Raw genomic sequence first — 15,617 nt, forward strand, 5'->3', positions numbered from 1 at the left:
TTTGTCCTTGAGTCTTCTGGGATTTTTTCCGGATTGATGGGGAAAAGCCCCAGAGGTGGGCGACCGTATCGACGGCCGCGGCGCAACTCAAGCGGCGCCACGCCACACCTGTCGCCAGATTTGCGCAAACCGCCACTTTCAGGCAATAATTCCTACCGCACCGGGGATGATCACGATGGCCAAACAACCCAAAGCCGCCCGGCCGCTGACCCACGCCCAGGTCTGGGCGGCCCTCGACCGGCTCGCCGAGCGCGCCGGTCTGTCGCCGTCAGGCCTTGCCAAGGCCTCCGGTCTCGATCCCACCACCTTCAACAAGTCCAAGCGCATCACCGGCGACGGCCGCGAGCGCTGGCCGTCGACCGAGTCGGTCTCCAAGGCGCTGGCGGCGACCAATGCCAGCATGGAGACCTTCGTGCAGCTGCTGGGCGACGGCCCGCGCGGCGGCCAGTCGGTGCCGCTGCTCGGCTTCGCCCAGGCCGGCGCCGGTGGCTATTTCGACGACAGCGGTTTTCCGGCCGGCAAGGGCTGGGACGAGGTGGCGTTGCCGGCGACCGGCGACGAGCACGCCTATGCGCTGGAGATCGAGGGCGACTCGATGCGGCCGGCCTATCGCGAAGGCGACATCATCGTGGTCTCGCCCGCGACCGCGATCCGCCGCGGCGACCGCGTCGTGGTGCGCACCACCGGCGGCGAGGTGATGGTGAAGGAGCTGCGCCGCCGCACCGCCAAGCTGCTGGAGCTCGCCTCGCTCAACCCCGAACATCCGGACCGCACGCTGGAGGCCGAAGAGGTCGAGTGGATCGCGCGCATCGTGTGGGCGAGCCAGTAACTCAGGCCGTCATTGCCGGGCTTGACCCGGCAATCCATCACTCTTGAAAGAATCGATTTTGAGATGGATGCGCGGGTCAAGCCCGCGCATGACAGGTGAGTGCAGCTTACGTCGCGTAGTCCGGCTCCTTGCGGTCCAGCATCCGCTTCAGCGCATCGAAATGCCGCTGCGATGGGCTCGGGCCGGTGTAGAGGTGATCGTCGCGATAATCGCGCTTGGTCTTCTCGACCACATGCGCCGGCAATTGCTTCAGCGGCTGCTGGGTCCACATTGCGTAGATCTGCACCTGCGCGGCGCGCTCGATGTAATAGAGCCGGTCATAGGCATCGGCGACGGTCTCGCCGACGGTCGAGATGCCGTGATTGGCCATGAACAAGATCGTCTTGTCGCCGATCACGCTGGCAAGGCGCGCGCCTTCGGCCGGATCGAGCGCGGGACCGGTATAGAGATCGTCATAGGCGATCGCCTCCGAGAGTCCGACTTCGGTCTGCCCGATCTCCTTGATGCGCGGATCCTCGAGCCGGGTCAGCGCGCTGGCATACGGCATGTGGGTGTGAAACACCGCTTTGGCCTGCGGCAGCGCCTTGTGGATCGGCGCGTGGATGCAATAGCAGGAGCGCTCGACCTCGCCCTCGCCGCGCTTTACCTCGGCATCGTCGATCCCGACTTCCATGAAGGACGACGCGGTCACCTCCGACCAGTGCATGCCGAACGGGATCTGGTAGTAGCGGTCGGTGCGGCCCGGCACCACGAAGGTGAGATGGTTGAAGATGCCTTCGGAGAAGCCGTGGATATAGGCGAGCCGGTGCGCGGCGGCGAGATCGACCCGCGCCTGCCATTCCTCGGCGCTGGTATCATTCCGCAGCGATGACGGCGAAACCCTGAACTGCATGCGCGTGCTCCCATCTGTGCCGGCCGCTCGACGGAGGCCGTGCGGATTTTATGGCAGGGAGTGTAGCGCAATCCGCGGCCAACCTCCGGTGAAAATGCCGATGGGCTGCCATCCGGATTTTGCGGGCCCGCTGCACCTATGCGATGATGCGCCGCAGGGGACATGACATCGGACTGGGCTGCAATGACCGACGACACCAAGCCAAAACCTCCGGCATTTGATCCGGATACAGTCGCTGAGAGCAATTACACCAGCTATCCGCCGCTGCACCGCGCCGCCAACCAGTCGCGCTACAATCGCCGGCTCGGCGACCATGCCGGCCTGACCAATTTCGGGGTCAGCTTGACGCGGATTGTTCCGGGCGGGCAGTCCTCGTACCGCCACGCGCATTCGCGCCAGGACGAGTTCGTCTATGTGCTCGAGGGCGAGGTGGTGATGGAGACCAACGGCGGCGCGCAGGTGCTGACATCAGGCATGTGCGCCGGCTTCCCCGCCGGTTGCGGCGACGCGCACCGCTTCGTCAATCGCACCGCGACCGACGTGAGGCTCCTGGTGATCGGCGATCGCACGGCCGGTGACGAGATCAGCTATCCCGATGTCGATATGCACGCCGTGCTGGGAGCGGACGGGGCCTATCGATTCACCACCAAGGCGGGCGAACCGCTGTAATCGGCGGCAGCCGGGCGCGCAATTGCCGTCATTATCCAAGTTTGTACTGACCCGGATTCGGATATTAGAAGGTCCTTTTTTCAAGCCATGGGGGGCTCATTTGAATCGTCGGCACTTTCTGAAGGCACTGGGCGGACTTGCCGTCTGCCCGCTCTGTTCAACCACCGGTTTCGCCGCGGAAGGCGCGCATTGGAGCTATGAGGGAGACGCTGGCCCCAGCAAATGGGGCGATCTCGACGCCGCGAACAAGGTTTGCTCTATCGGCTCTCAGCAATCGCCGATCGATATTGCCGGACGGTCAAATCACAACTGCCGGCGCTGAAGATCGCGTGGGGCAAGACGGCGGAGACCATCGTCAACAATGGGCACACCATTCAGCTCAATTTTGCCGATGGCAGCACGCTGAAGCTCGGCGACACCACCTACAATCTGGTGCAGCTTCACTTCCACCGGCCGAGCGAACATCTGATCGGCGGCAGGAATTTTCCGATGGAGGCGCATTTCGTCCATCGCGCCGCTTCGGGCGCGCTGGCGGTCATCGGCGTGCTGATGGCGGAAGGCAAGGCAAATGCCACGTTCGCCAGGATCGTGGCAACGATGCCGGCCAAGGAAGGGCCGGCGGTGAAGGCGGATGGCGCCATCGATCCGCACGGCCTGCTGCCGGCAAAGCTCGGCTATTATCGCTATTCCGGCTCGCTGACGACGCCGCCATGCGCGGAAGTCGTCGAATGGCTGGTGCTGACCGACCCGATCCAGGTCGCGGCATCCGACGTCGCCAGCTTCGCGAAGCTCTATCCGATGAACGCCCGCCCGGTGCAGAAAAGCAACCGCCGCTACGTGCTGCAATCGAGCTAGAGCGGGATAGGTTGAATCGGTTTAGCCGACCGCGTCAGTAGTAGCCCGGATGAAGCCAACGGGCCGCGCGAACGCGCGCCCGATGACAGGCTCCGCGCAATCCAGGGCAGTTGGACCACAGGCAAGATTCCCGGATTTCGCTTCGCTGCATCCCGGCTACGCTTCTTGCCTCGCCCCGCTTGCGGGGAGAGGCCGGAGCGCATGCAGCGAAGCGAAATGCGATCCGGGTGAGGGGGAGCCTCCGCGAAGCCATCCCTCACCGTACGTGCGGAAAGCGCGGAAAGAGGCCCCTCACCCCAACCCTCTCCCCGCAAGCGCGGGGCGAGGGAGAACCACGAACTGCGCTACAACTACGCCGACCGCGCCAGGGCGCCGTCGATCATGTTGACCGCGTTCTGCACGCCGTAGACCGCGACGAAGGAGCCGAAGCGCGGGCCCTTCTCCTGGCCGAGCAGCACCTGGTAGAGCATGTTGAACCAGTCGAGCGAGACGCCGGGACGACCGTCCTTGCCCTTCTTCACCTGGTCGAGGAACGGCTCGCGGCGGCCGATCTCGTAGACCACGTTCTGAATGTCTTCCGCGGTCGCGTCCGCGGGCAGGCTCGACAGCGCGTCGCGCAAGTCCTGCAGCGCGGCGCGCTCGCTGTCGGTCGGCTCGCGGAATTGCTTCGTCGGCGCCACGAAGTCGCGATAATAGTTGATGGCGTAGCCGACCATCGCATCGAGCTTCGGATGGGTCTGCGGCGTCGCGCCGGGACGATAGCGGCCGATAAAACCCCACAGCGTCGCGGCATTCTCGGCATTCGACGACGACACCAACGTCAGCAACAGCTGGAAGGTGACCGGCATGTCGGCCTGCGGCGGCTTGCCGGAGTGAATGTGCCAGACCGGGTTCTGCAGTTGCTGCCGCGCTTCCTGCCGCGCAAATCCGTCGAGGAACTGCTGGTAGTCGTCGACATTGCGCGGGATGACATCGAAGAACAGCCGCTTCGCCGCCTTCGGCTCGCGGTACATGAACAGCGACAGCGACTCCGGCGAGGCGTAGCGCAGCCATTCGTCGATGGTGAGCCCGTTGCCCTTCGACTTCGAGATCTTCTGGCCCTTCTCGTCGAGAAACAGCTCGTAGTTGAAGCCTTCCGGCGGCGTGCCGCCGAGTGCCGAGCAGATCTTGCCCGACAGCTTGACCGAGTCGATCAGGTCCTTGCCGGCCATTTCGTAGTCGACGCCGAGCGCGTACCAGCGCATCGCCCAGTCCGGCTTCCATTGCAGCTTGCAACGGCCGCCGGTGACGGGAACGGTGACGCTTTCCTTGGTGTCGGGGTCTTCGTAGGAGATCGTGCCGGCCTTGGCGTCATGCGCCGTCACAGGAACGTACAGCACCGTCCCGGTGCGCGGGCAGATCGGCAGAAACGGCGAATAGCTCGCCGCGCGCTCCTCGCGCAGCGACGGCAGCATGATCGCCATCACCTTCTCGATCCGCTCCAGCATGCGCAGCAGCGCGGCGTCGAACTTGCCGGAGGTGTAATACTCGGTCGAGCTCGCGAACTCATAGTCGAAGCCGAACTGGTCGAGGAAGGCGCGCAGCCGCGCATTGTTGTGTTCGCCGAAGCTCGGATGGGTGCCGAACGGATCGGGCACCTTGGTGAGCGGCTTGCCGAGGTTCTGTTCCAAGAGCTCCTTGTTCGGCACGTTGTCCGGCACCTTGCGCAGGCCGTCCATGTCGTCGGAGAAGGCGAGCAGGCGGGTCTTGATCTTGTCCTCGGTGAGCACGCGGAAGGCGTGGCGCACCATGGTGGTGCGCGCGACCTCGCCGAAGGTGCCGATATGCGGCAGGCCCGACGGGCCGTAGCCGGTCTCGAACAGCACCTCATGCTTTGGACTCTCCTTGGGATTTTTCTTCAGCCGCGCGACAATCGCCTTCGCCTGCTCGAACGGCCAGGCGTTGGATTGTTCGGCGAGCGCCCGCAGGTCGCTCGGGCTGGCGGCAAGATCAATCACGGACATTCTTCTGCTTCTCTCCAAAAAGGCCGCGAAAACTAACGCTTTCGCGGGAAAATGCAAAACGGCTGCGGGACGGTCGCCGCCTCCCTCGCCCCGCTCTCTTGTCCGCCGAAGCCCGCCTTCGGGCGAAGGCGGATGCGGGGAGAGGGTTGGGGTGAGGGGCTAGATCCGCATCAACAGCAGGAAGACGGATTCGCGGAGGCTCCCCCTCACCCGAAATTCAAGCTGCGCTTGAATTTCGACCTCTCCCCCGCAAGCGGGGCGAGGTGAAGAAACTCCGCGGTCAGAACGGGCTGATCGAAAAATACCGCAGCCACAGGTCGGTGAAGCGGCCTTTTTCCCAGATCCGGAACAGCGCCCAGTTCAGCGACTGCCGCAGCAGGTCGTTGCCCTTGCGCACGGCAATCCCGACGCCCTCGCCGAAATAGCGGCTCTCGACGAACGGGCCGCCGGAGAACGCGCAACATTCGGCGGAATCGGTGCCGTTGACCCAGAACGCCAGCGAGATCGCGTCGCCGAAGATGAAATCGACCTCGCCGCGGCGCAGCGCCGCGCGCAGCGCGTCGTTGTCAGGATAGGCGTGGATCTCGGCGTCGGTGAACATCGCCTTGAGATAGGCCTCGTGCGAGGTGCCGCCGATCACGCCGACCTTCTTGCCCTCGAGATATTCGGGGCGGATTTCCGGCAGCACATTGTCGCGCCGGGAAACAAAGCGCGCTGGCGCGCGGTAATAGGGATCGGTGAAATCGACCCTGGCGCGCAGCTGCGGCGTCACCGCCATCGAGGCGATGATGGCGTCACCCCGGTTGGTCGCGAGCGCATCGACCAGGGTCTCGAAGCGGCGCATCTGGATGGTGCAGGTGACCTTGATCTCGTCGCAGAGCGCCCGCGCCAAATCGACGTTGAAGCCGGCCGGATTGCCGTCGGGGCCGGTGAAATTGAACGGCGGATAGTCGGTCTCGGTCAGGAAGCGGATCACGGTCAGCCGCGACAGGTCCGGCCGCTCCGGCCGGCGCCGCGGGTCCCAGAACCCGGGCACCGCCTGCGGTGCCGCCTCGACGGCGGGCTTGGACGGGGTGGTCTGCGCCGGCGGGGCGGCCGCGGCCGGCGGCGCCGCGGGTGCAGCCGGCGCAGGGGCCGGCTTTGCGGTTGGGGCTGGAGCAGGCGCGGTCTTTGCCCCCGGAGGCTGCGGCGCTGGTGCTTGCGCCGCCGCGGGCCGTCCCGAAACCAGCAGCGCAGCCGCCGTCATCCCCACAGCCAGACAGAGCTGGCGCGAGCGGACGGCAAAGGGCTGGATGGACGGCACTGGCATAAACTAAGCGATTTCAAGGGAATTGGACGGCCTTATAGACCATCCGGCGCGCGATGCGAGTGCCGATTCGGTCGATTCCGCCTCCGACCAGGGGGATCAGAGATACCGTTTCAGATCGGTCGCCGCCGCTTCGGGGGTCCGTTTCAGGTTGAACGGCGAGACGAAACGGCCGTCGCGGTCCATCAGATAGATCAGCGCGGTGTGGTCCATCGTGTAGTCGCCATCCTTCAGCGGCACCTTCTTGGCGTAGACGCGATAGGCCGACAGCACCTTGGCGATCGCAGCCGGATCGCCCGTCAGGCCCTTCAGGTGCGGATCGAAGCTCGAAAGATACTCCTTCATCGCAGCCTGGGTGTCGCGCTCCGGATCGACCGAGACGAAATAGGCGTTGACGCGGTCTGCGTCCTTGCCCATCGCCTTCAGCACCTCCGAGATCTCGAACAGCGAGGTCGGGCAGACGTCGGGGCAATGGGTGAAGCCGAAGAAGATCAGGGTCGGCTTGCCCTTGAGGTCGTTGTCGGTGACGGGCTTGCCGACCTGATCGGTAAGCTGGAACGGCCCGCCGATCGCCGACGGCGCGGCGACGGTGCGCAGGCCCCCGACCAGCCACAGCGTCAGGAACAGGCCGACCGCGAGGCTGGCGGCAAAGGCGGCGAAGATCACCAGCGGGCGGGTGGTCCGGGTCATGACGTCAGGCGATCCTTGTCAGAAGCAGGCCGAGATGCCGGCAGCGATCATCTCGAAGAACACCGCGGTCCCGTAGTGGAACCAGAGCGCGGCGGCGGCAAGCAGGGCCAGCCCGCCGATCCCGGCGGCGCCCCACAGGATCGCAGACGCCAACCGGCCCTGCGCCGGGGCGGCGATATCGTGAGGCTGGGCGGAAATCGGCTGAACCATGCATGTGAGATAAGCCGGGTTCCGGCGAGCGGCAAGCGCCATGGCGGCGGCGCGCCGTCACATCATGGCGAGGGAGTTTTCCACCCGCCTGATTGGTCGTGGCCGTGCCCGGCCTTGCCTGACTGACGGAAGAAGCAGCCGCCGCTTACCGCGTAGACGGTTTGTTCGCCGAAGCCTGAGCGTCATAGAAGCAGGGCCGGTACAGCGCCTGCAGCTGCTTGCCGCGCAGGAAGATCATGCGCCGGGTCAGGCCGCCCCGCGCCGTGATCCATTTCCGCACCGCCGGGGGATACATCAAGTACAGCATGTGCGTTGCTTCGGGATTGGTGATGGCGCGTCCGTCATCACCGTAGTCCCAGGCGGCATGGAAGCCGAGCGTGGCGTGCGAGGTCACACAGATCCGATCGTGAGGAACCTTGCCGAGCACGATGGTGCAGGCCGAGGCGCACAGACCGTCGATGATCACGGTTTCGCCCGATGTGCGCAGGTCTTGATATCTGTCGACGTAGATTCCGATTTTTCCGCCGCGATCGTCGGCGATCCTGACCACTGCTTGAGACGCCCCCATTCCCGCCAGCAGCAGAACCGCAGCGAGCAACCCCGTCATCAACTTCATTGGCCTGCCCCAGTCGAAATCGAATCTGTTGGTCTTGTGATGCAAGATTGGCGTGAGCGTGTTGCGGACTCGGATTTTTGTCCAGACGACGCAGGCCAGTCAAAACAAATTCAAATTGGGTGTTGCGCCCACGCTGCAGTCACGTGTGGAAAGGTCCCAATCTGGAACAGATTGCCGCAACCGCTTGATGCCGCGCCGCCACAGGCAACGGGCTTTCGGGGACGATTTGCCGTTGACCCCGTGCAATGACGGGGTCTTCAATCTCGGCGGGTGGGGGAAATCAGAATGGCTGACGATGCAGACGTAATCGTGGTCGGCGGCGGACTTGCGGGTCTGGTCGCGGCAACCGAGATCGCCGACGCCGGCAAGCGCGTCATCGTGCTCGACCAGGAAGCGGAACAGAGCCTCGGTGGCCAGGCGTTCTGGTCGTTCGGTGGCCTATTCCTGGTCGATTCGCCGGAACAGCGGCGGCTTGGCATCAAGGATTCGTTCGAGCTTGCGCTGCAGGACTGGATGGGCACCGCGGGCTTCGATCGCGAGGAGGATCACTGGCCGCGCCAATGGGCCGAGGCCTATGTCGCCTTCGCCGCCGGCGAGAAGCGCGACTGGCTGCGCGCGATGGGCCACCGTATTTTCCCGGTCGTCGGCTGGGCCGAACGCGGCGGCTATGACGCGATGGGCCACGGCAATTCGGTGCCCCGCTTTCACGTCACCTGGGGCACCGGCCCCGGCATCGTCGAGCCATTCGAGCGCCGCGCGCGCGAGGCCGCCAAGACCGGACGGCTGATCTTCAAGTTCCGCCATCGCGTCGACGCGCTCAGCGTCAGCAACGGCGGCGTCGACGGCGTCCGCGGTGTCATCCTCGAACCGAGCAGCGTCGACCGCGGCAAGAGCTCGTCGCGCAACGTCGTCGGCGATTTCACGTTGCGCGCGCAGGCGGTGATCGTCGCCTCCGGCGGCATCGGCGGCAACCACGATCTGGTGCGGCAAAACTGGCCGAAGCGGCTCGGCGAACCGCCGAAATTCATGATCTCCGGCGTGCCCGAGCATGTCGACGGCCGCATGATCGGCATCACCGAGGCCGCCGGCGCGCGGCTGATCAACCGCGACCGGATGTGGCACTACGTCGAGGGCATCCAGAACTGGAACCCGATCTGGCCGCGTCACGGCATCCGGATTCTGCCGGGACCGTCGTCGATGTGGTTCGACGCGACCGGCAAGCGGCTGCCGGCGCCGCTGTTCCCCGGCTCCGACACGCTCGGGCAGCTGCATTACATCATGGGCACCGGCTACGATTATTCCTGGTTCATCCTGACCCAGAGCATCATCAAGAAGGAATTCGCGCTCTCCGGCTCCGAGCAGAATCCCGATCTCACCGGCAAGAGCTGGCGCATGACGATCAAGCGCGCCACCAACAAGGGCGCGCCGGCGCCGGTCGAGGCGTTCAAGCAGCACGGCGTCGACTTCATCGTGCGCGACAATCTCGGCGATCTCGTCGCCGCCATGAACAAGCTCGCCGGCGGCGACCTGCTGAAGCTCGATCGTATCAAGGCGCAGATCGAGGCGCGCGACCGCGAGATCAGTAACCCCTACGTCAAGGATGCGCAGGTGATGAACCTGCACAATGCGCGCCGCTACATCGGCGATAAACTGATCCGCACCGCCAAACCGCATCGCATCCTCGATCCCGAGCACGGCCCGCTGATCGCGGTGAAGCTGAACATTCTCACCCGCAAGACGCTCGGCGGCTTCGAGACTGATCTGGACTCGCGCGTGTTCGGCAACGATCACCAGATCATCCGCGGGCTCTATGCAGCCGGCGAAGCCGCCGGCTTCGGCGGCGGCGGCGTGCACGGCTATCGCTCGCTGGAGGGCACCTTCCTCGGCGGCTGCCTGTTCTCAGGCCGCAACGCCGGACGCGCGGCAGCGAAGGCGGTGGGGTAGAGCATGATCCGGAAAAGTGTGAAGCGGTCTTCCGAAAAGATCATGCTCAAACAAAGAGCTAAAGCGCGATGACGCTTCAACGAAATCTCATCGCGCTTTAGTCGGAGCCCGCCGGGGTGAACCGACGGGCCTTGTTGCTGAGTCCGTATGTCTTCAGGCCGTCTTGGTGAAAAGCGTCAGGACGCCGTCGGTGAGATTGACCGCGACAACTTGTGCCGAGGTCATGCCCTTCGCCTTGAGCGCGGATACGGCTTCCTTGGACCCGTCGATGGAACCCCGCAGCCTCTGCAGATCGTCCTCGCTTGCCTTTGCGACCACAGCCTCGATCCTTGACCGGACCTCGGGCTGCAGTTCCTTGACGTCTACGACCTGTATGCTCCGGATGGTGGCGGACTCTTCTGACTGAGCCTGCGGCGGCGCCTTCGGTTGCGTTCCCTGCATTTGCGCCCAAGCAGGTGTTCCAAGCGAGAGCGCAGCAGCGATGACCGATGCCGTAAAGATGCGCATGAGCATTCCTTATGTTGATTGCCCCCAACATCCCGCGACAACGAGCCTTCCCTGCATAAGGTTCCGGCCGGAACTCCACTCTCGACGAGTGCGGTATGCAGTTAGGGGCGCCACCAAATACCGAAAAACAACCCCATGCAAAGTAGCACCGGCGGCCGGCGTTCGACATGGCGGCTTGACACGTCGGGCAACTCAGGGGCAATATTCTAATATTCCGAACTCGTGTGCATGCCCCTCGCCCGCCCCGACTAATCCGCCTCCGCGCTGAAGAAGCGGACGCCGAAGGTGTCGGCGTTGGCCTCGCCCCAATCGTACAGCGCCTGCAGCATCGGCTTCAGCATCTCGCCGCGCCTGGTCAGGCAATAGCGCGACGAGCTGCCGGCGCGCTCCTGCTTGACGAAGCCTGAATTGCAGAGATCGCGCAGGCGTTCGGTCAGGACCTTGTCGCTGAGCTGCGGGATGTCGTGGCGCAGTTCGCCATAGCGCATCGGGCGCACCTTCAATCGGCTCAGGATCACCGTCTTCCATTTGCCGCTGAGCTGATCGATCGAGAACTCGACCGGACAGCCATATTTGCGCTTGGTCTTGCGGATCATCCCACTCTCCTGCGGGGCTCTCCATGCCCCGGATTGCGCGGCGCTCCACCCGGGCTAGAGGTCCTCCCCTTGAAAAGGGGAGGTCGCTTTGCTCGCAAGAGCAAAGCGGGTGGGATCTGCTCTCTCCACAAGCAGCGGTGCCTGGGGCTGCCCCCATCCCGACCTTCCCCCTTCCAGGGGGAAGGAGAAGCAAGCAATCCCTCAAGCTTTCCATCTGGTTCGTTGAGCGCCGCCGTCGATCCATCTAAGCACGCTTTGCGCGGGTTGGGCGAGATTTGGGACAGCAATGCAGGACATGACAGAGGACAGCTCCGCACCAGGCCCGGGCAACCAAAGTACGACGCGCAAGCGCATCGTCGTCAGACGCAACGGACCCTACGAACCCGATCCCGGCATTCCGATCGTCGATCATCTCGGCGTGCCTGTTACAGCCGAGGCCCCGGTGCGGCTGTGCCGCTGCGGGCAATCGCAGTCAAAGCCGTTTTGCGATGACAGCCACATCACGCGCGGCTTTGTCGATGCCAAGGACCCGCGCCGCGTGCCCGACAAGCTCGACGTCTACGCGGGGCAGCAGGCGTTCGTGTTCGACAACCGCGGCACCTGCGCGCACTCCGCCTTCTGCACGGATCGGCTCAATGCTGTGTTCCATCTCGGCGAGGAGCCGTTCATTGCGCCGAGTGGCGCGCGGCTCGACGATCTCGTCAATGCGGTGCGCCGATGCCCGTCGGGCGCGCTCGGCATCGGCATCGGACCAGTGCGTGACACGAACCTGTCCGATATCAACCGGCCGCCGCAGATCGAGATCTCTAGGGACGGCCCCTATCGCGTCACCGGGCATGTCGAGCTGGTCGACGAGGATGGCGTCCCGATCGCACAGAATGCCGGCGCCTCGCGCGAGCACGTCAGCCTGTGCCGCTGCGGCGCGTCGTTGAACAAGCCGTTCTGCAGCGGCATGCATTGGAGCGTCGCCTTTCGCGATCCGCTGCCCGATCCGCTGCGCGAGCCGACGCTGTTCGAATGGGCCGGCGGCTATCCGGCGCTGCTCGACATGACGCGGATCTTCTACAGCCGCTACGTTCCCGAGGACCCGCTGCTCGGGCCGCTGTTCGCCGAGATGTCGCCGGACCATCCGGAACGGGTCGCGGCCTGGCTCAGCGAGGTGTTCGGCGGCCCGCGCTTCTACACCGAGCGCTATGGCGGCTATCGGCGGATGGTCTCGCAGCACATCGGCAAAGAGATCAGGCCGGAGCAGCGCGCGCTGTGGGCCACCTACATGGTGCAGAGCGCCGACGATGCCGGACTGCCGTCCGATCCGGAATTCCGCGCCGCCTTCGTCGCCTATATCGAATGGGGCTCGCGGATCGCGGTGGAGAATTCCGGCCCCAGCGCCACGCCGCCGCCGAACATGCCGGTACCGCGCTGGTGGTGGGTCTGCAACGCGACGCCCGGCGCGCGGCCATCCGCCGTCGCAGATGACACGCAGATGACGAGCGATGCCGGCCCGGCCTTGCCCGGCCCCGGCGAGGCCGTCGCGTTCGAACAGCACATCTGTTCCGGCCGATGGACCGCAACTCGATGCTGTTCGCCTTCGACCTCTGGAAGGAAGACGACGTCATCAGGCACCATCGCCGGATCCTGGCCCGCCTCGAGACCGGCACCATGCCTTGCGACGGCGCATGGCCGGCCGAGCGCATGGCGCTGTTCGCGCGGTGGGCGGCGGCGCTGAACGCGCCAACCGGATCGTGAAGCCACGCCCGATTGAACCGTCCGCGCAGGCGTGGTGCAATCGCCATCGCACGGACGGAACTGCTCGGCGATGCGGCTGCGACCAATCCGCATGTTGGCTCTGGCTGGCGCGCTCGCCGTGAGCACGGCGGCAGCGCACGCGGATGCGCTCGTCGTCGGCGGCACGACGCGGACGTTCACGGCGCAGGTGCCGAACGGCACAAGGCCGGTGCCGCTCGTCATCGCGCTGCACGGCAAGACCCAGCGCGGCGCCGACATGGTCACGCGAACCTCGTGGCCATTGATCGCCAGGCGCGACGATTTTGCCGTGGTGTTTCCCGACGGGCTGAACCAGGCCTGGGCCGACTCCCGGCCGGACGAGCGGCGCGCCGCCAATCCCCCGCCAAAGGGCACCGACGACGTCGCCTTCATCACCCAACTGGTCGGCAAGTTCGTCGCCGACGGCATCGCCGACCCGAAGCGCGTCTATGTCACCGGCATCTCCAATGGCGGCGCGATGGCGATGACGCTGGCCTGCGAGCGCGCCGAGCTGTTCGCCGCCGCGGCCAGTGTCGTGATGAACCTGACCGCCGAATCCGCGCGCGCCTGCAAGCCGTCGCGTCCGATCCCGATGCTGCTGATGAACGGCACGGTCGATCCGCTGATTCCCTATGACGGCGGGCGCGGCAGCAGCTATTTTGCCGCCGACGGGTTCTGGTCGACGACGCAGACGCTGCAATTCTGGCGCCGCCTCGACGGCTGCGAGAGCAAGGATGCCGCAACCACCGATCTTGCCGACCGCAACCCCTCGGATCAATCGACGGTGACGCGGATCGACTCAGCCTGCCCGCAGGGCCGCGACGTCGTGCTCTATCGGGTCAATGGCGGCGGCCATCGCATGCCCGGTCACTTTCCGGACGCGCATTTTCCAAAACTCGCCGCCGCGCTGCTCGGCCCGCAAAATGGCGACATCGACGGCGCCGACACGATCTGGGCGTTCTTCGCGCGATTTCCGTGAAGGTGCGCGCTGCAAAATGCGCAGTGGCGGCGGCAGCGTAAGCAGGCTAGACAGTGCCGCCATTCAAGTGGAGACCCAAATGAGCATTCAGCGTTTCGAAACCGGCCCGCGCATGAGCCAGGTCGTGGTGCACGGCAACACCGTCTATCTCGCCGGCGTCGTCGCCGGCAAGGCCGCGGGCGGCAGCGTGGCCGACCAGACCAAGGACATCCTGTCGATCATCGACGGCCATCTGGCCAAGGCGGGCACCGACAAGTCAAAGCTGCTCAGCGCCAACATCTACATCACCGACATGAAGACCTTCCCCGAGATGAACGCGGTGTGGGACGGCTGGGTCTCGCCGGGCAACACGCCGGCGCGCGCCACCGTCGAGGCCAAGCTCGCGGCGCCACAGTACAATGTCGAGATCATGGTGGTCGCGGCGAAGTAACGCGACCACGTCCGCCGAAACGAGCTTCCCCATGCCCCGGATTGCAAACTGCAATTCGGGGCATGGTTTTGTCGGCGCGTTAAAGCGCGATGAGATTTGGTTGAACGCTTTAGTTCTCTGTTTAAGCATGATCTTTTCGGAAAACCGCTTCGCACTTTTCCGGATCATGCTCTAGGCGCTCATCCGCGGCGCTTCCGAGGTATCGCCGATATCGGCCTGCAGCCAGCGGGCGATCCGACGCCACGAATTGTTCAACGCCTTGCAGCCCATGAAGAGGCCGAGGTGACCGCACGGTTCGGTGGCGCGCTCCTGCCATGCCGGCGGTGTGCCCAACAATCGGGTGGTCGCCAGCGCCTGGTCGCGCGGCACCACGATGTCGTTGTCGGCGGCGAGCAGGAAAACCGGCACCTTCACCTCGGCGAGATCGACCGCGCGGCCGAGCGCGACGAAGTCGCCGTGGGCGATCCGGTTCTGGCGAAAGATCCAGTCGGTGACCTGAAGATAGTACGTGCCGGGCAGATCCAGCGTCTCGCGATTCCAGCGCTCGAACCGATCGCGCAGCGCTCTGCCGGTCTCCGATCCGGTGAGATCTCGCTGCAACGCCGCTTCCGCGTCTTTCAGGGTGAGCGGCATGCTCCATAGTTGCAGCATGTTCGCGCCGCTAATGATGCCGTCGCCCTGACGCGCCAGCACCTCGAAGCCCGGCTGCGGAAGCGAGACCACCATTTTGGCAATTGGCGACGGCACCGAGATGTCGATCGGGCTACCGGCGAGCACAAGCCGCCGCACCTTGCCCGGAAAGCGCGCGGCATACAGCAGCGACAGCCATCCGCCCTGGCAGAGTCCGGCAAGATCGACCGGAGGCCCGATTTCATCGACGGCGACGTTGAGCTCTGCAAGATAGGTATCGATCGAGAAGTGGCGCATCTCTGATGTGGCCGAGCGCCAGTCGGTGAGATAAAGCCGCGTAACGCCCGCGTTTCGCAGCACCTCCACCAGGCTGTGGCCCGGCGAGAAATCCGCAATCACCGAGCGGTGCAGCGCGTAGGGCGCGCAAACCAGCAACGGCCGGCCTTCAGCGCTTCGCGAAAAATCCACGAGACGCATCGACGGCAGTTGCAGGGCCCCCCTGTTCGGCGTGGTCCATGGCAACGGCGCCTCGTCTTCGGGCCGCTGTGCGCGGTCGGCGAACCATTGCCAATAAGTGTCGAGCATGAGTCTCGTGGCCTCAAACGGCCACAGCCAGACATGCTGCGCCAAATCGGCGCCCGCATGCCGTTCGGGAGGTCCCGTCTTGTCGCTCAAGACTGTTCACCGATTGATGGAC

At 65.0% G+C, this 15,617-nt stretch carries 15 protein-coding genes and 1 pseudogene; 7 read left to right on the plus strand and 9 right to left on the minus strand.

Annotated elements, in window-relative coordinates:
* The first annotated feature begins 175 nt into the window (after window positions 1-175).
* Complete coding sequence (locus CI41S_RS25245; protein ID WP_139486962.1) at window positions 176-829, plus strand: S24 family peptidase; 654 nt, start codon at window positions 176-178, stop codon at window positions 827-829.
* A gap of 106 nt (window positions 830-935) precedes the next feature.
* On the opposite strand, the gene CI41S_RS25250 is transcribed toward CI41S_RS25245, so the two are convergent.
* On the minus strand, window positions 936-1,721 hold the full coding sequence (locus CI41S_RS25250; RefSeq protein ID WP_139486963.1) for a class II aldolase/adducin family protein: 786 nt from the start codon (window positions 1,719-1,721) through the stop codon (window positions 936-938).
* Window positions 1,722-1,904: 183 nt separating this feature from the next.
* Here CI41S_RS25250 and CI41S_RS25255 point away from each other — a divergent pair, with 183 nt between their 5' ends.
* Window positions 1,905-2,390: a cupin domain-containing protein gene (locus CI41S_RS25255; protein ID WP_139486964.1), complete on the plus strand. Its 486-nt coding sequence runs from the start codon at window positions 1,905-1,907 to the stop codon at window positions 2,388-2,390.
* Window positions 2,391-2,490: 100 nt separating this feature from the next.
* Window positions 2,491-3,245, plus strand: a pseudogene (locus CI41S_RS25260) (carbonic anhydrase).
* Window positions 3,246-3,595: 350 nt separating this feature from the next.
* On the opposite strand, the gene CI41S_RS25265 reads toward CI41S_RS25260, so the two are convergent.
* The 5 genes from CI41S_RS25265 to CI41S_RS25285 all read right to left on the minus strand — a co-directional run bounded on the left by CI41S_RS25265 (window position 3,596) and on the right by CI41S_RS25285 (window position 8,070).
* Window positions 3,596-5,248, minus strand: coding sequence for a lysine--tRNA ligase (locus CI41S_RS25265; RefSeq protein WP_139862013.1), 1,653 nt, complete (start codon window positions 5,246-5,248; stop codon window positions 3,596-3,598).
* A gap of 280 nt (window positions 5,249-5,528) precedes the next feature.
* Window positions 5,529-6,557, minus strand: a complete 1,029-nt coding sequence (locus CI41S_RS25270) for an ABC transporter substrate-binding protein (RefSeq protein WP_430650040.1) — start codon at window positions 6,555-6,557, stop codon at window positions 5,529-5,531.
* A 96-nt stretch (window positions 6,558-6,653) separates the two neighbouring features.
* Window positions 6,654-7,244, minus strand: coding sequence for an SCO family protein (locus tag CI41S_RS25275; RefSeq protein ID WP_139862014.1), 591 nt, complete (start codon window positions 7,242-7,244; stop codon window positions 6,654-6,656).
* A gap of 18 nt (window positions 7,245-7,262) precedes the next feature.
* Window positions 7,263-7,454 carry a hypothetical protein gene (locus tag CI41S_RS25280; protein ID WP_139862015.1) on the minus strand — a complete coding sequence of 64 codons (192 nt, stop codon included), beginning with the start codon at window positions 7,452-7,454 and terminating at the stop codon, window positions 7,263-7,265.
* Window positions 7,455-7,599: 145 nt separating this feature from the next.
* Window positions 7,600-8,070, minus strand: coding sequence for a hypothetical protein (locus tag CI41S_RS25285; RefSeq protein WP_139486967.1), 471 nt, complete (start codon window positions 8,068-8,070; stop codon window positions 7,600-7,602).
* 285 nt (window positions 8,071-8,355) lie between these two features.
* On the opposite strand from CI41S_RS25285, the gene CI41S_RS25290 reads away from it, so the two are divergent.
* Window positions 8,356-10,014: an FAD-binding dehydrogenase gene (locus CI41S_RS25290; RefSeq protein ID WP_139862016.1), complete on the plus strand. Its 1,659-nt coding sequence runs from the start codon at window positions 8,356-8,358 to the stop codon at window positions 10,012-10,014.
* A 153-nt stretch (window positions 10,015-10,167) separates the two neighbouring features.
* On the opposite strand, the gene CI41S_RS25295 is transcribed toward CI41S_RS25290, so the two are convergent.
* Together CI41S_RS25295 and CI41S_RS25300 are read right to left on the minus strand one after the other, a co-directional pair.
* A complete protein-coding gene (locus tag CI41S_RS25295; protein WP_244626685.1) occupies window positions 10,168-10,521 on the minus strand; it encodes a hypothetical protein in 354 nt (117 codons plus the stop codon).
* A gap of 248 nt (window positions 10,522-10,769) precedes the next feature.
* Window positions 10,770-11,117: a winged helix-turn-helix transcriptional regulator gene (locus CI41S_RS25300; protein ID WP_139862018.1), complete on the minus strand. Its 348-nt coding sequence runs from the start codon at window positions 11,115-11,117 to the stop codon at window positions 10,770-10,772.
* A gap of 295 nt (window positions 11,118-11,412) precedes the next feature.
* Here CI41S_RS25300 and CI41S_RS25305 point away from each other — a divergent pair, with 295 nt between their 5' ends.
* The 3 genes from CI41S_RS25305 to CI41S_RS25315 all read left to right on the plus strand — a co-directional run bounded on the left by CI41S_RS25305 (window position 11,413) and on the right by CI41S_RS25315 (window position 14,290).
* Window positions 11,413-12,843 (plus strand): CDGSH iron-sulfur domain-containing protein, encoded by a 1,431-nt coding sequence (locus tag CI41S_RS25305; protein WP_210242701.1) that lies wholly within the window; start codon window positions 11,413-11,415, stop codon window positions 12,841-12,843.
* Between the two features lie 90 nt (window positions 12,844-12,933).
* Entirely contained in the window at window positions 12,934-13,860 is a 927-nt protein-coding gene (locus CI41S_RS25310) for a CE1 family esterase (protein ID WP_139862019.1), read from the plus strand.
* Window positions 13,861-13,939: 79 nt separating this feature from the next.
* Window positions 13,940-14,290 (plus strand): RidA family protein, encoded by a 351-nt coding sequence (locus CI41S_RS25315; protein ID WP_139486977.1) that lies wholly within the window; start codon window positions 13,940-13,942, stop codon window positions 14,288-14,290.
* Between the two features lie 171 nt (window positions 14,291-14,461).
* On the opposite strand, the gene CI41S_RS25320 is transcribed toward CI41S_RS25315, so the two are convergent.
* On the minus strand, window positions 14,462-15,595 hold the full coding sequence (locus CI41S_RS25320; RefSeq protein WP_430650041.1) for an alpha/beta fold hydrolase: 1,134 nt from the start codon (window positions 15,593-15,595) through the stop codon (window positions 14,462-14,464).
* Window positions 15,596-15,617 lie beyond the last annotated feature (22 nt).

The organism is Bradyrhizobium ivorense, assembly GCF_900696085.1.
Lineage (GTDB): Bacteria > Pseudomonadota > Alphaproteobacteria > Rhizobiales > Xanthobacteraceae > Bradyrhizobium > Bradyrhizobium ivorense.

Excerpts from the sequence above, each read along its gene's own strand:
- CI41S_RS25290 (WP_139862016.1), top strand. The coding sequence starts at position 8,356 with ATGGCTGACGATGCAGACGTAATCGTGGTCGGCGGCGGACTTGCGGGT.
- CI41S_RS25315 (WP_139486977.1), top strand. The coding sequence starts at position 13,940 with ATGAGCATTCAGCGTTTCGAAACCGGCCCGCGCATGAGCCAGGTCGTG.
- CI41S_RS25275 (WP_139862014.1), bottom strand. The coding sequence starts at position 7,244 with ATGACCCGGACCACCCGCCCGCTGGTGATCTTCGCCGCCTTTGCCGCC.
- CI41S_RS25310 (WP_139862019.1), top strand. The coding sequence starts at position 12,934 with ATGCGGCTGCGACCAATCCGCATGTTGGCTCTGGCTGGCGCGCTCGCC.
- CI41S_RS25300 (WP_139862018.1), bottom strand. The coding sequence starts at position 11,117 with ATGATCCGCAAGACCAAGCGCAAATATGGCTGTCCGGTCGAGTTCTCG.
- CI41S_RS25265 (WP_139862013.1), bottom strand. The coding sequence starts at position 5,248 with ATGTCCGTGATTGATCTTGCCGCCAGCCCGAGCGACCTGCGGGCGCTC.
- CI41S_RS25305 (WP_210242701.1), top strand. The coding sequence starts at position 11,413 with ATGACAGAGGACAGCTCCGCACCAGGCCCGGGCAACCAAAGTACGACG.
- CI41S_RS25280 (WP_139862015.1), bottom strand. The coding sequence starts at position 7,454 with ATGGTTCAGCCGATTTCCGCCCAGCCTCACGATATCGCCGCCCCGGCG.
- CI41S_RS25270 (WP_430650040.1), bottom strand. The coding sequence starts at position 6,557 with ATGCCAGTGCCGTCCATCCAGCCCTTTGCCGTCCGCTCGCGCCAGCTC.
- CI41S_RS25285 (WP_139486967.1), bottom strand. The coding sequence starts at position 8,070 with ATGAAGTTGATGACGGGGTTGCTCGCTGCGGTTCTGCTGCTGGCGGGA.
- CI41S_RS25295 (WP_244626685.1), bottom strand. The coding sequence starts at position 10,521 with ATGCGCATCTTTACGGCATCGGTCATCGCTGCTGCGCTCTCGCTTGGA.
- CI41S_RS25250 (WP_139486963.1), bottom strand. The coding sequence starts at position 1,721 with ATGCAGTTCAGGGTTTCGCCGTCATCGCTGCGGAATGATACCAGCGCC.
- CI41S_RS25255 (WP_139486964.1), top strand. The coding sequence starts at position 1,905 with ATGACCGACGACACCAAGCCAAAACCTCCGGCATTTGATCCGGATACA.
- CI41S_RS25245 (WP_139486962.1), top strand. The coding sequence starts at position 176 with ATGGCCAAACAACCCAAAGCCGCCCGGCCGCTGACCCACGCCCAGGTC.